The sequence below is a fragment of the Pseudomonas sp. 14P_5.3_Bac1 genome (assembly GCF_025466135.1).
In the GTDB taxonomy this organism is placed as follows: domain Bacteria; phylum Pseudomonadota; class Gammaproteobacteria; order Pseudomonadales; family Pseudomonadaceae; genus Aquipseudomonas.
In genome coordinates this window covers 24088-37625 of the sequence record NZ_JANLOF010000069.1, presented here as the reverse complement: position 1 = coordinate 37625, position 13538 = coordinate 24088, and the positions used below count along the sequence as shown (strand labels likewise).

The window sequence follows — 13538 nt, the reverse complement described above, 5'->3', positions numbered from 1 at the left end:
CCGCCGCCCCCCCCCCCCCCCCCCCCCCCCCCCCCGGGGCGCCCCCCCCCCCCCCCCCCCAGCTCCCACATTTGGATGGGTGTCTCAGGTGTTACTGTTACTCAGCATCCAGATGCATTGGGGTTACCACCCGGCCATCCTTCTCCGCCTGCCCCAGGTTGGCATCGATGAAGTACACCCGGTCATCTTCCAGCTGGCCCTTGTCCACCAGGTAGTCCTTGATGGCACTGGCTCGGTCTTGCCCCAGTTGACGCAGCAGTACATCACTGGCGCCCCAGAACTTGATCAGCCCGTCACGCAGCTTCGCGGTGCGTTCATCGCTGCTCAGGTCTTTCCACTCGGCCGGCGGTTGTTGTTTCAGACGGGTGCGGTAGATGCCTTCCAGCAACGGCGCTTTTTCCTTCTCGGGGACGATCAGCAGCGAAGCCTGGGCCGGAACCTTATCGCCACGGCGCTGCAGTATCTTGTAGTAGTTGTATTGATATTCACGTTCCAGTCGCTCGGCAGCGAGCAAGGGACCGTCACTGCTGGCGGCCGCCGTGCCTTCGATTTCAAGGCGCAGGGTAGGGCGCTCTTTGAGTGCCTTGGCCAGGGTGTTCAGCGCGCCTTGAGCGTCTTTGTTCAATTCGCTGGAGCCTGGGGCGAACGACACATTGCCCAAATCTTCCGAGCCTCCGCCCGTGACCAACCCACCGATGAACTTGAACGGCGCCGTCGCCGCGCGCACCACCAGGTTACGCAGGGTTTGCCAGACAATCGGCATCACGCTGAATTGCGGGTTGTTCAGGTCGCCGGTGACCGGCAGTTCGATGGAGATCTTGCCGTCGGAGTCCTTGAGCAGGGCGATGGCCAGGCGAATCGGCAAATCCACGGCGTCGGCGCTGTCGACTTTCTCACCCAGTTGCAGTTGCTCAACCACCACCTTGTTTTCAGCCTTCAACTGGCCTTTGGTGATCACATAATGCAGGTCCAGGTTGAGCCGGCCCTTGCGGATGCGGAAACCGGCGAACTTGCCGGAATACGGCGTCAACGTGGTCAACTCGACGCGTTTGAAGCTGGTGGCGATATCCAGCGCCGCCATCGGATCAAACGGGTTCACGCTGCCTTTGATGGTCACTGGCGCATAGCGATCCACCTTGCCCTTGATGTCGACGCTGGCCGGTTTGGCTTGGCGACTGTCAATGGTGCCGATCTGCCCGTTGAGCTGTTGAATGGCCGTGGCAAAGTTGGGCGTGAGGCTGAAGTCGGCAAAGTTGGCCGAGCCGTCATTGATCGCGATCTGCCCTATGTGGATGCCCAGCGGCTTGTCTTTGCTGGCCGCCGGCTTGGCTGCCGATTTAGCGCCACTGTCGGCCGGCTGCGGGATCAACAGGTCATCGATGTTGGTGGTGCGGTCATCATTGATCATGAAGCGCGCGTACGGTTGCAGCAGGTTGACCTTGTCGATCGACAGGCTGTCGCCGTGTTGATAATTGACACCTTCGAGCACCAGGCGCTGCCATTTGAGGAAGTCGCGGGTCTTGAGCGTGTCCAGGGTGTGCAATTGGTCGACCTGAGCGCGGCCGGTGACCTGAAGCGCCAAGGGCTCGGTGCTCTTGAGGTTCACATCCAGGTTGCTGCCCAACATGCCGCTGCGCAGTTCCAGCCGAATGAACGGGCTGATATAGGACTGAGCAACCCGCAGGTCGATGTCCTGGGTATTCACTTTGAGTTTGGCGCTGACCGGGTTCAGATTGACCTCGCCGGTTGCCTGGATCTTGCCTTGTTTACCCAGGCCGGAGTCGACCTTCAAGGTAAACGGGCTTTGGTTGAGGCTGTCGAAGTTCTGCACATCGACGTTCAAGGGGCCCAGTTCCAGCGCTACCGCAGGTTTGGCCTGACGGTCGGCCAGGTGCACCTGATAGTTACGCAGCTGCACATCCTTGAGCAGTACTTGCCAGGGCTTGCCAGGCGCGGCCGGTTCAGCCTTTGGCGAGTCGGCCGTTGCCGGCGCATTGGCGGGCTCGGGCGCCTTGGCCGGCTTGCTCGGTTGGCTGGCGAACAGTTTTTGCCAATCCAGTTGCCCATCGGCTTCGCGGGCGGCCCAGGTTTCCAGCTTGTTGCTGCGAATCTTGCCGACCACTACGTGCTGCTTGGCCAGGTCCACCGTGGTGTCACTGACGTCCAAGCGTTCCAGGCGCACCAATGGGCGGCCATCGGGCGCCTTGATAGCAAACGGCGCAATGCTGGCGGCGGTGTTGGTCAGGTTCAGTTCGGTTTCTTTGGCCAGGCTGAATGTGTAGTCGGTGCTGAAATTCAGCACACCGTCTTCCAGCACGAGCGGCACGGCATCACGAACATACGGCCACCAGGCCTTCATCTTGCCGTCGGTGACTTTCAGCGTGCCCTTGGAGGTGATCGGCACCAGGCTGAAATTGCCTTTCCAGTCGATTTGCCCACCCTCAGGGCCGGCGGCCACCAGCGTCATGTCGGCGTTGTCTTCCGGCAAGGTGCTGAGGTTTTTCAGTTCAAAGTCGAGTTTGTCGTAGAGAAATTCGATCGGTTCGCTGGGACGCAGGTCTCGAAAATGCACATAGCCGCCCGCCAGCTTGATGCTGTCGATGCGCAGCGGGAATGGCTTGGCGTCGGGATCGGCCGGGGTCGGCTCGCTCGGCGGCAGCTTGAACAACTGCGCCAGGTTCAGTTGGCCGGATTTGTCGAACAGCAGCTCGGTCTTGGGTTGGTCGAGTTGCACATCGGCCAGGTGCAGGGCGCGAGTCCAGAGGCTGTCGATCTGCAGGTTGGCGTAGAGACGCTCGAAACCCACTTGCTCTTTGCCCGGTTCGCCGATTTTCAAGCCCCAGGCTGTCACTTCCAGGCTGAACGGATTGAGTTCGATACGCTCGATGCGTGCCGGCACCGTGGCGTAATTGGCCAGTTGTTGATTGGCAATACGAAGGGCGATGCCCGGCAAAATCAGAAAACCCAGCAAGCTGTACAGAGCCAGGGCGGTCAACAAGGCGCCAGTGGCGCGGATCAATCCTTTGGGCATGAGTGACGCCATCTATGTCGAACAGGAGTGCCTTGGAGTATGGCACGGGATTTCGGTTCCGAAGCACCGGGCCGCTTGGGAAAAGTACTACAACTGCAGGATGAGAGTTTTCAACGGTGGCTGCTGGTCCTGGGAAGGGAAGTCGGCACCCGGTGTCATGATTTGCCAGTCGCGTACCGGGCGACCGGCTTTCTCAGCGCAGCGCAGCACCTGTTCGCGCCAGTCATCCATGCTGACTTTCGCCAAATTGTTGCAGCAGATCAGCACGCCATTGTCGGCCGTCGCGAGCAGCGCAGGCTTGAGCAGGCTCTGGTAGTCACGCAACAGGTCAACGGTGCCAAAGGCGCTCTTGGCCCATGCCGGTGGGTCGAGCAATACCAGGTCATATTGGCGCTGGTCCAAGCGTGGATAGCTCGGCAGTTTCTGCCCGCGACGTTGAGTGATCGGCAAGCCCGCCAGTTGGCGAATCGCCGGGAAGTAGTCGGACTGCACGAATTGCATGGTTGGCAATTGTGGGTTGAGCAGACCGTTTTCGCGACCGACCGCCAGGTTGCCCTCGGCGAAGTCCAGGTTGCACACCTCACGCGCGCCACCGGCCGCCGCGCTCAGGCCGACGCCGCAGGTGTAGGCGAACAGGTTGAGCACGCTCTTGCCGGCGCTGTGCGCCTTGACCCAGCCGCGGGTGTTGCGCAGGTCCAGGAACAGCAGCGGGTCTTGCCCGGCATGGCGCCCACGCACACGATAATTGAGGCCCCATTCATGGCCCACCAGGTCTACCAGCGCGGCAGGCTCGGCGCGGTACACCGTGTCTTCACGGTCGATCCGCGAGTTGCCGCGGGAGCGGTCGTTGTAGACCAGCAGCAATTCCAGGCCCATGAACTGGTTGATCAACTGGTGCAGGTCCAAAAGATCGGCTGTTTCCAGGGATTGGTGGAAACTCTGCACCAGCAACTGTGGGCCGTAACGGTCGAGAGTCAGGCCGCCGGCGCCTTCCTGGCTGCCATGAAACAAGCGGTAGCAGTCAGTGCCTTGGGCATGCAACTCGTGGATCAGGTCTTGGCGGTAATCGAGGGCGGCGCGCAGCGCCTGATTCAAGGAAGTCATGGAGCGCGCCTTGCTGTAAATGGGGCGCGGAGTTTAACAGCTATAGGCGCCGGCCTACATCAACCCCATCCGCCGATGGGCACGCTGCACCGAGCCATTGCGCATCGCCCAGCGCAGCAACGGCGCACTGCGCTTGACCCCGGCGCGGATCATTTGCCGTTGCAGCGGGCTTTGGTGTTGCTCGAGCAGGCTGCTCGCCCAGTCGGGCAGCAAGTCGATCCCGGCCTGCATCATCAGCGCACCAAAAGGTTTGGCCAGCGTGCTGGGTGACGGTGCATTGAGCAGCAGACGCAATACTTCGCGGCTGCGCTCGTCGCACAGCAGTTGCGGACGAATGCGCGCCAGGTAATCCGAAATTTCCTGCCGTGAACGCGGAACATGCCGCGCGCCCAAGCGTTCGGCCACCAACGCAATTTCACTGTAGTAGCGGTCCTGATCCCGACCCGAAAGGCGCGGGTTGCAGTAACGCAGGTGGGCCGCGAGGAAGTTGCTGACCTCCGCCACATGCACCCACGTCAGCAACGCCGGATCGCTGGCCGCGTAAGGTCTCCCGTCCGGGGCGTGCCCCGTCACTTGCAGGTGAATGGTGCGCACTTTTTCGATCAGCCATTCGGCGTCTTTGCGCGAGCCGAACGTGGTCCCGGAAATGAACTGCGAGGTGCGCCGCAAACGCCCGAGCATGTCCTGGCGAAAATTCGAGTGGTCCCACACACCCGCCAGGGCCAACGGGTGCAAGGCTTGCAGCATCAAGGCGCTGATGCCACCAATCAACATGCTGCTGAAATCGCCATGGACTTGCCAACTGATCGAGTCCGGCCCGAACAGGCCTGGATCGCCCTTGGGGTTTTCCAGGTCCAGCTGGCCCAGCGACAGGCCGGTGAGGCTCATCAGCTGGGTTTCGATACGGCTGCGGATAAATTCCATGGCGACTCGAGGGTTCCTAGCGGTTCAGGCGTTTGTCGATCAGGCCATCCACGACGCTGGGGTCGGCCAGGGTCGAGGTGTCACCCAGGCTGTCCAGTTCGTTGCAGGCGATTTTGCGCAGAATCCGCCGCATGATCTTGCCGGAGCGGGTTTTCGGCAAGGCCGGCGCCCATTGGATCAGTTCCGGCTTGGCAAAGCTGCCGATTTCCTTGCTGACCAGCTCAAGCAGGTTTTTCTTCAACGCATCGCTGGGTTCAACGCCATTCATGGGCGTGACGAAGGCATAAATTCCCTGGCCTTTGACGTCGTGGGGATAGCCCACCACGGCGGCTTCGGCCACTTGGTCATGCAGCACCAGCGCGCTTTCCACCTCGGCAGTGCCGATGCGGTGGCCGGACACGTTGATCACATCGTCGATGCGCCCGGTGATCCAGTAGTCGCCGTCTTCATCGCGGCGTGCGCCGTCGCCCGTGAAGTAGTAGCCCGGGTAGGGTTTGAAATAGGTGTCGATCATGCGCTGCGGGTCGCCGTAGACGCTGCGAATCTGCCCAGGCCAACTGGCCTTGATCGCCAGCACGCCACTGCCGGCGCCGTTGATTGGCTTGCCTTGCTCATCCAACAGCACCGGCTGCACGCCAAACATCGGCTGGGTTGCGCAGCCGGGCTTGATCCGCTGGGCGCTGACCAGGGGGCTGAGCATGATGCCGCCGGTTTCGGTCTGCCACCACGTATCGACAATTGGGCAGCGTTGTTCACCGACGGCGTTGAAGTACCAGTCCCAGGCTTCGGGGTTGATCGGTTCGCCGACACTGCCCAGCAGGCGCAGGCTGGCACGGGAGGTATTCTCCAGTGGTCCGTGACCCTCACGCATCAGGGCACGCAGGGCGGTGGGCGCGGTGTAGAAGATGTTCACCTGATGTTTGTCGATCACCTGCCAGAAGCGCGAGCTGTCCGGGTAGCTCGGCACGCCTTCGAACATCAGCGAAGTGGCGCCATTGGCCAGCGGGCCGTACACGATGTAGCTGTGGCCGGTCACCCAACCCACGTCGGCGGTGCACCAGAACACTTCGCCGTCGCGGTAGTCGAGCACGTACTTGAAGGTCATCGCCGCTTGCAGCAGGTAGCCGCCGGTTGTGTGCAGCACGCCTTTGGGTTTGCCGGTGCTGCCGGAGGTATAGAGGATGAACAGCGGGTCTTCGGCGTCCATGGGCTCGGGCGGGCAGTCGTCGCTGGCGGCATCCAGCGCTTGCTGGTACTTGAGGTCGCGGCCTTCGAGCCAGGCAAGGTCAGCGCCGGTGCGCTCCACCACCAGCACTGTGCTGACGTTCGGGCAGCTGGCCAGGGCCTTGTCGACGTTCTTTTTCAGCGCCACCGGTTTACCGCCGCGCACGCCTTCATCGGCGGTGATCACGGTGCGGCAGTCGGCGTCGAGAATACGGTCACGCAGGGCGTCCGGGGAGAACCCGCCAAAGACCACCGAGTGCACCGCGCCAATGCGTGTGCAGGCCAGCATTGCGTAGGCGGCTTCCGGGATCATCGGCATGTAGATGCACACGCGGTCGCCTTTTTTCACGCCACGGCTTTTCAACACATTGGCCAGGCGGCTGACGTTTTGATGGAGTTGGCGGTAGGTGATTTTTGCAGACCGTGTCGGATCGTCGCCTTCCCAGATGAAGGCAGGCTGGTCGGCGCGTTGCGCCAAATGACGGTCGATGCAGTTGTAGCTGACGTTCAGTTGGCCGCCGGCAAACCATTGGGCGGCGCCGGTGTGAATGTCTGAATGCTGGACGGTGTGCCAGGGTTTGATCCAGTCGAGAAAGCTGTTGGCCTGTTCTGCCCAAAAAGTGTCGGGTTGCTCGATGGATTGGCGATAGAGGCGCTGGTAGTCGGCTTGACTGAGCTGCGCGGCCTGGCGGACGGCATCGGCGTTGGGGAATGTGCTGATATCGAACATGAGCGGTCCTTATTCTTGTTTTGGCGACAAGTCATAAAGATGCACGCAGTGGGGGGAGGGTTCAAGGCCAACGTCCAAACGGACGTTGGCCTTGGTGTACCGGCTTCAGCCGCGGTGACGACCGCGGAAGTAGTTGATCAGGCCTTGGGTCGAAGCATCCTCGGCCGAGGTTTCTTCGGCGCCGGTCAGACGGTTATACACGCCCTTGCCCAGCTCTTTGCCCAACTCCACGCCCCATTGGTCGAAGGCGTTGATACCCCAGACCACGCTTTGTACAAACACTTTGTGTTCATACATAGCTACCAGTGCGCCCAGGCGGCGCGGGCTGATGCGTTCAACCACAATGGTGTTGCTCGGACGGTTGCCTGGGATGACCTTGTGCGGGGCCAGCTTCTGCACTTCGGCTTCGGCAACGCCTTTCTCACGCAACTCGGCTTCGGCTTCGCTGCGGGTTTTGCCGAGCATCAGTGCCTGGCTTTGCGACAGGCAGTTGGCGTACAGCCACTGATGGTGGTCGGACACCGGGTTGAAGCTGACAATCGGCACAATGAAGTCGGCCGGAATCAGTTGGGTCCCCTGGTGCAGCAACTGGTGGTAGGCGTGCTGGCCGTTGCACCCTACGCCGCCCCAGATGACCGGGCCGGTATCGGTGGACACTGGCGTACCGTCCTGGCGCACACTCTTGCCGTTGGATTCCATGTCCAACTGTTGCAAGTGTTTGGTGATGTTGCGCAGGTAGTGGTCGTACGGCAGGATCGCGTGGCTCTGCGCACCCCAGAAGTTGCCGTACCACACGCCCAGCAGACCCAGCAGCACGGGCATGTTGGCTTCGAATGGGGCGTTCTGGAAATGCTGGTCCATGGTGTAGGCACCGGACAGCAGTTCCTTGAAGTTGGACATGCCGATCGCCAGGGCAATCGGCAAGCCGATGGCCGACCACAGCGAGTAACGCCCGCCCACCCAGTCCCACATCGGGAAGATGTTTTCTTCGCGGATACCGAAGGCCACGGCCGCGGCGTTGTTGCTCGAGACGGCGATGAAGTGGCGATACAGCTCGGCTTCCGAGCCACCCTGGGCCAGGTACCAGGCACGGGCGGCCTGGGCGTTTTTCAGGGTTTCCAGGGTGTTGAAGGATTTTGACGAGACGATAAACAGCGTGGTCTCGGCGCGCAGCTTCTGGGTCAGCTCGTGGAACTCGCTGCCGTCAATGTTCGCCAGGTAGTGGCAGCGCACGCCTTTGTGGGCGTAGGACAACAGCGCTTCGGAGACCAGCTCCGGGCCGAGGAACGAGCCACCGATGCCGATGTTCACCACGTCGGTGATCGGCTTCTCGGTGTAACCGCGCCACAGGCCATCATGGATGCGGCCGACCAGGTCAGTGATCTGGTTCAGCACCTTGTGCACATCCGGCATGATGTTCACGCCGTTGACCGACAACTTGTCGCCAACCGGGCGACGCAGTGCGGTGTGCAGGGCCGGACGGCCTTCGGAGGAGTTGACCGGCTCGCCAGCGTAGAGCGCGTTGATCGCGTCTTTAAGGCCGACTTCATTGGCCAGGTCGACAAGCAAGGCGCGCGTTTGGGCAGTGATGAGGTTTTTCGAGTAATCGAGGAAAAGCCCGCAGCTGCTCAAGGTGAATTGGGAAAAGCGCTGGGGATCGGCATTGAATGCGTCGCGCATGCTGAAATCCTGCATGGCTTGGCGATGTTTATCGAGCGCTTGCCAAGCGGGCAGAGCGGTAACGTCATGAGGAGTGCGGTAATACGCCATCGCTGCGGGTTTCCTTTTTATTACGGGGACTTGCCTTTAGGACACTTCTAAATCCGGAACGTCCAGTCTTTCATCAGGCGTTGGGTTCCGGTCAGCGCCAACAATGGCACAGGGCGTTTACATTAAACCTAGCGTGTCGATATGTCTTGGCTTTGTCTGCGCTGTAGCCGGTACTTTTTTATACCGGCACAGCGGGGAGGGCAACAAACACGCTTTTTTGACGGAGAAAAAGCGGGGTCAGGCCAGGGTCAGGTGCAGGTTGTCGATCAGGCGTGTGGCGCCCAAGTACGCGGCCACCAGGATCACTACATCGCGATCCTCTGGCGTGGCGGGACGCAGGTGCACACCTTGGCGCACTTCCAGGTAATCCATGCGCAATCCGGCCGCTTCGATCTGCTGGATCTGCTCGGCACGCAGCTTGGCGAAATCGTGGTCGCCGCCTTTGATGGCGGCGGCAATCTGGCTGAGGCTGCGGTACAGCACCGGCGCGATGGCGCGTTGCTCTTCGCTGAGGTAGCCGTTGCGCGAGGACAGCGCGAGACCGTCAGCGGCACGCACGGTGGGCTCGCCGATGATCTGGATGGGCATGTTCAGGTCATGCACCATGGCGCGAATCACTGCCAGTTGCTGATAGTCCTTCTGGCCAAACACGGCCATATCCGGTTGGACCATGTTGAACAGCTTGCTGACCACCGTCGCGACACCTTCGAAGTGCCCGGGGCGGCTGGCGCCGCAGAGGCCTTCGGACAGTTGCGGGACGCTGACGCGGGTCTGGCCGGTCATGCCGCCGGGGTACATTTCTTCGACGGTGGGCGCGAACAGCAGGTTGCAACCGGCCTGCAGCAGTTTTTCCTGATCGGCAGCCAGGGTGCGAGGGTATTTGTCCAGGTCTTCGCCGGCACCGAACTGCAACGGGTTGACGAAGATACTCGCCACTACGAAATCCGATTGCTGGGCGGCCTTGGTCACCAGGGTGGCGTGGCCGCTGTGCAGGTTGCCCATGGTGGGCACAAAGCCAATGCGCTTGCCGGCACTGCGCGCGTGGGCAACTGCAGCGCGCAGTTCTCGTACGGTTTTAACGGTGTTCATGCAGAGAATCCGTGTTCGGCGCCTGGGAAAGTAACGGCTTTGACTTCGTCGACGTAAGCGCTCAACGCGGCCTGGATGCTGTCTTTACCTGCCATGAAGTTTTTCACGAACTTGGGTGCACGCCCGGTCAGCGACAGGCCGAGCATGTCATGCAAGACCAGAACCTGGCCGTCTGTGGCAGAGCCCGCGCCAATGCCGATTACCGGCACTTTGACTGCCTGGGTGATCTCTGCCGCCAATTCGCTCGGTACGCATTCGAGCAGGATCATCGCGGCACCGGCCTGTTCCAGGGCGATGGCATCCGCGCGCATCTGACGCGCCTGGGCTTCATTGCGGCCTTGTACCTTGTAACCACCGAGGATGTTCACTGACTGTGGCGTCAGGCCCATGTGCACGCACACCGGCACACCGCGCTCGGCCAGCAGGCGGATCGACTCGGCCAGCCATACGGCGCCTTCGACCTTGATCATGTGCGCGCCGGCCTGCATCAGTTTGCCGGCGTTCTGAAAGGTCTGTTCCAGCGTGGCGTAACCCATGAACGGCAGGTCGGCGATGATGAAAGCGCCATCGTTACCGCGCTTGACGCTGGCGGTGTGGTAGGCGAGTTCATCGGTGGTGACGGGCAGGGTGCTGTCATTCCCTTGAAGAACCATGCCCAGCGAGTCGCCTATCAACAGCACTTCGACACCGGCCTGGCAACTGGCGTGGGCGAAGGTGGCGTCGTAGCACGTCAGCATGGTGATTTTTTCACCTTTGAGCTTGAGACTCTGCAAGGTGGTCAGGGTAATGTCTGGCATGAAAAGGGTCCTCGTTCAGGCGCTTGGAAACAGCGAGTAACGCGCGTGAGTCTTCGTTTATACAGGCGCACCGTCTTGAGAGCAGTGCTTATAAGGCCTGGATTGCGCCCTTCAGCGCCGGGTTGGCGGCAGCGGGACGCCTATAGTCGTGATGAGGACTCGGGAAGTCAATTGGATGTGTTACCGCATTGTTACGATGGCGGTGTTACCGCTGTTACTGACGCGATTCAGCACGTAGAAGACCGCTTTTGATGGCCTGCGAGATCAAATGTGGGAGCGGGCTTGCTCGCGAATGCGGTGGGTACTGGTTCACCGCATTCGCGAGCAAGCTCGTTTTCCCACAGGGGCTGCATCAGACGGTAGAAAGCCGTTCCAGGCCGACAAACGGGCAGGCCTTCAACAGCTCTGCGAGCGTTCGGCCGTCGGGCAGTTGCAGCTCGGCGGGAGCCAGTTCGGCCAGCGGGTACAGCACGAACGCGCGCAGGTGCATCTGGTAGTGAGGCACTTTGAGGCGCGGCTCGTCGATCAGGCGATCACCAAACAGCAGGATATCCAGATCCAGCGTACGCGGGCCCCAACGCTCGAGACGTTCGCGGCCCTGGCCGTTTTCGATGGCTTGCAGTGCATCGAGCAGCGCCAGTGGCGCAAGGCTGCTGTCCAAGGCCGCGACCGCATTGGTATAGCGCGGCTGACCGGGGAGCAGGGAGTCACTCTGATAGAAGTCGGACACACCGACGAGGGCGGTGCCTGGCAATAACGCCAACGCCGCAATGGCGCTGCGCAATTGCTGGTCCGGGGCAGCGAGGTTGCTGCCCATACCGATGTAGATACGTTCCACGTTTATTCGCCTGCAGCGCCCGAGGCATCGGCAGACGTGCGTTTGCGCTTGCTGGAGCTGCGACGACGCTTCTTCGGCCCATCGCTGGCGCCATCACCTTTGCTGCCAAGGTCACGAATCATGTCGCGGCGCTGGCTGTCGTTGGCGTCCTGGTAGTCGGTCCACCATTCGCCCAGGCCGTCGGTTTGCTCGCCGGCGCTTTCGCGCAGCAGCAGGAAGTCGTAGCCAGCACGGAAGCGCGGGTTGTCCAGCAGCAGGTCGGCGCGTTTGCCGCTGCGCCGTGGCAGGCGCTCCTGCATGTCCCAGATCTCGCGGATCGGCAGGGTGAAACGTTTCGGAATGGCGATGCGTTGGCATTGCTCGGCGATCAGCTCGTGCGCAGCTTCCTGCATGGCAGGAATCGGCGGCATGCCACGGTCCTGCAGGCGCAGTACGCGTTTGGGCAGGGCCGGCCACAACAGGGCGGCAAACAGGAACGCCGGGGTCACCGGTTTGTTCTGTTTGATGCGCAGGTCGGTATTGATCAAGGCTTCGCTGATCAGCGTGTGGGTGTACGTCGGGTTGTATTCCAGAGCCTCGGCGCTGGCCGGGAACAGTGGGTCGAACAACTGCAGGTCGACGAGCATTTCGAAAGTGTCGGCGGCGTACCCCGAGAGGAACAGCTTGAGCACTTCCTCGAACAGGCGTGCCGAAGGAATTTCCCGCAGCATGGGCGCCAGGTCGCGAATCGGCGCGGCCGTGTGTTTCTCGATACCGAAATTCAGCTTGGCGGCAAAACGCACGGCTCGCAGCATGCGCACCGGGTCTTCCTGGTAGCGCTGCGTCGGGTCGCCGATCAAACGGATCAGATTGTTACGAATGTCGTGTACGCCATTGGCGTAATCGAGGATGCGCTCGCTGACCGGGTCGTAATACAAGGCGTTGATGGTGAAGTCGCGGCGTTGCGCGTCTTCTTCCAGGGTGCCATAGACGTTGTCGCGCAGGATGCGGCCGCTCTCGTTGCGGGAAGACTGGTTGGTGTCTTCCTCTTCATCGTTTTGCGGGTGGCCGGCGCGGAACGTGGCGACCTCGATGATTTCGCGGCCGAAGTGGATATGCACCAACTTGAACCGGCGACCGATGATTCGCGCGTTGCGAAATTCGGCACGCACTTGCTCGGGCGTGGCGCTGGTGGCGACGTCGAAATCCTTGGGCGTGATATTGAGCATCATGTCACGTACACAGCCGCCCACCAGATAAGCCTGGTAGCCGGCGTCCTGCAAACGTTCGACGATGTTCACCGCATAGCGGCTGAATTGAGCACGCTGCAATGAATGCTGATTGCTGTTAAGCACTTCAGGCGTGCTGCGAATGTGTTGCGTACGACGCAAGGGAGAACGGAATGACTGGAACAACTTCTTCAGCATGGGATGCACTGTTTGAAGGAATGTTCGGCCATAACGAAGAATGACCGCATGATGGGCGGGGATTCTAGCATTTAGTCGAGGGATGGTGTAGGAACAAGCTGCAGGCCTTGCGCCATAAGCTTAAAAGACAGGAGAACCGGCCAAATGCCGGAAACTACAAGGGGAGCCGAAGCTCCCCCAGAAGTAGTTGCGTGCTCTATTTTTATTATTGATTTCGGGCTTCTTGTTTTTGTTGATCGCCCTCGCCATGAAGCTTCACCTTCATGACACTCCCAATCGGGAGTCAAGAGCAAACGGATTGCTTTGGTCGCTGTGTTGCTGATCTACGATCCAACCAGTTCAGGCTCTGCCTTAGGGCAGTTTTTGTTGTTCTCGGCCTGGTTGCGGGGCAAGCCCCAAATGCAACGCCTCTCCAAAAGAATCAGTTAGCTGCGCCTCCGCCGTGTTGTTTTTATTGTGCGTGAGTCGATACGTCTTATTTTTATTGTCGGGTACTGAGCTTGTTATTGTTTTTGTACTAAGCATATAGCAGGGTGCGTGCCAACTTTTGTGCCGTCCAGCAAAACCGGGGGGTTGAGGCGCTTTCGGCGTTTTCGGGGGCGAAAAAAAGCCGGGGCTTCGTTAC

Annotated in this window: 9 protein-coding genes; all 9 read right to left on the bottom strand. The window is 60.7% G+C overall.

Annotated elements, in window-relative coordinates; genetic code table 11:
- Positions 1-97 precede the first annotated feature (97 nt).
- Entirely contained in the window at positions 98-3031 is a 2934-nt protein-coding gene (locus tag NTD89_RS18405) for a DUF748 domain-containing protein (protein ID WP_262208932.1), read from the bottom strand.
- 87 nt (positions 3032-3118) lie between these two features.
- Positions 3119-4135: a class I SAM-dependent rRNA methyltransferase gene (locus NTD89_RS18400; protein ID WP_262208931.1), complete on the bottom strand. Its 1017-nt coding sequence runs from the start codon at positions 4133-4135 to the stop codon at positions 3119-3121.
- Between the two features lie 54 nt (positions 4136-4189).
- The gene (locus tag NTD89_RS18395; RefSeq protein WP_145162109.1) at positions 4190-5059 is read right to left on the bottom strand and encodes an oxygenase MpaB family protein; all 870 of its coding nucleotides are present in this window, start codon (positions 5057-5059) and stop codon (positions 4190-4192) included.
- Between the two features lie 16 nt (positions 5060-5075).
- Complete coding sequence (acs, locus tag NTD89_RS18390) at positions 5076-7013, bottom strand: acetate--CoA ligase (protein WP_262208929.1); 1938 nt, start codon at positions 7011-7013, stop codon at positions 5076-5078.
- Positions 7014-7118: 105 nt separating this feature from the next.
- Entirely contained in the window at positions 7119-8783 is a 1665-nt protein-coding gene (gene pgi / locus NTD89_RS18385) for a glucose-6-phosphate isomerase (protein WP_242200421.1), read from the bottom strand.
- A 237-nt stretch (positions 8784-9020) separates the two neighbouring features.
- Positions 9021-9872, bottom strand: coding sequence for a pantoate--beta-alanine ligase (gene panC / locus NTD89_RS18380; RefSeq protein ID WP_242200423.1), 852 nt, complete (start codon positions 9870-9872; stop codon positions 9021-9023).
- A complete protein-coding gene (gene panB, locus NTD89_RS18375) occupies positions 9869-10669 on the bottom strand; it encodes a 3-methyl-2-oxobutanoate hydroxymethyltransferase (protein WP_145162101.1) in 801 nt (266 codons plus the stop codon). The genes panC and panB overlap by 4 nt, the downstream gene beginning before the upstream one ends.
- 352 nt (positions 10670-11021) lie before the next feature.
- Entirely contained in the window at positions 11022-11507 is a 486-nt protein-coding gene (gene folK / locus NTD89_RS18370; protein WP_262208926.1) for a 2-amino-4-hydroxy-6-hydroxymethyldihydropteridine diphosphokinase, read from the bottom strand.
- A 2-nt stretch (positions 11508-11509) separates the two neighbouring features.
- Complete coding sequence (locus tag NTD89_RS18365; protein WP_262208923.1) at positions 11510-12913, bottom strand: polynucleotide adenylyltransferase PcnB; 1404 nt, start codon at positions 12911-12913, stop codon at positions 11510-11512.
- Between the last annotated feature and the right edge of the window lie 625 nt (positions 12914-13538).

What these genes read in the sequence shown, in the direction of transcription:
- panC (WP_242200423.1), bottom strand. Translation starts at nt 9,872, where the DNA reads ATGAACACCGTTAAAACCGTACGAGAACTGCGCGCTGCAGTTGCCCAC.
- acs (WP_262208929.1), bottom strand. Translation starts at nt 7,013, where the DNA reads ATGTTCGATATCAGCACATTCCCCAACGCCGATGCCGTCCGCCAGGCC.
- pgi (WP_242200421.1), bottom strand. Translation starts at nt 8,783, where the DNA reads ATGGCGTATTACCGCACTCCTCATGACGTTACCGCTCTGCCCGCTTGG.
- NTD89_RS18400 (WP_262208931.1), bottom strand. Translation starts at nt 4,135, where the DNA reads ATGACTTCCTTGAATCAGGCGCTGCGCGCCGCCCTCGATTACCGCCAA.
- panB (WP_145162101.1), bottom strand. Translation starts at nt 10,669, where the DNA reads ATGCCAGACATTACCCTGACCACCTTGCAGAGTCTCAAGCTCAAAGGT.
- NTD89_RS18365 (WP_262208923.1), bottom strand. Translation starts at nt 12,913, where the DNA reads ATGCTGAAGAAGTTGTTCCAGTCATTCCGTTCTCCCTTGCGTCGTACG.
- NTD89_RS18405 (WP_262208932.1), bottom strand. Translation starts at nt 3,031, where the DNA reads ATGCCCAAAGGATTGATCCGCGCCACTGGCGCCTTGTTGACCGCCCTG.
- NTD89_RS18395 (WP_145162109.1), bottom strand. Translation starts at nt 5,059, where the DNA reads ATGGAATTTATCCGCAGCCGTATCGAAACCCAGCTGATGAGCCTCACC.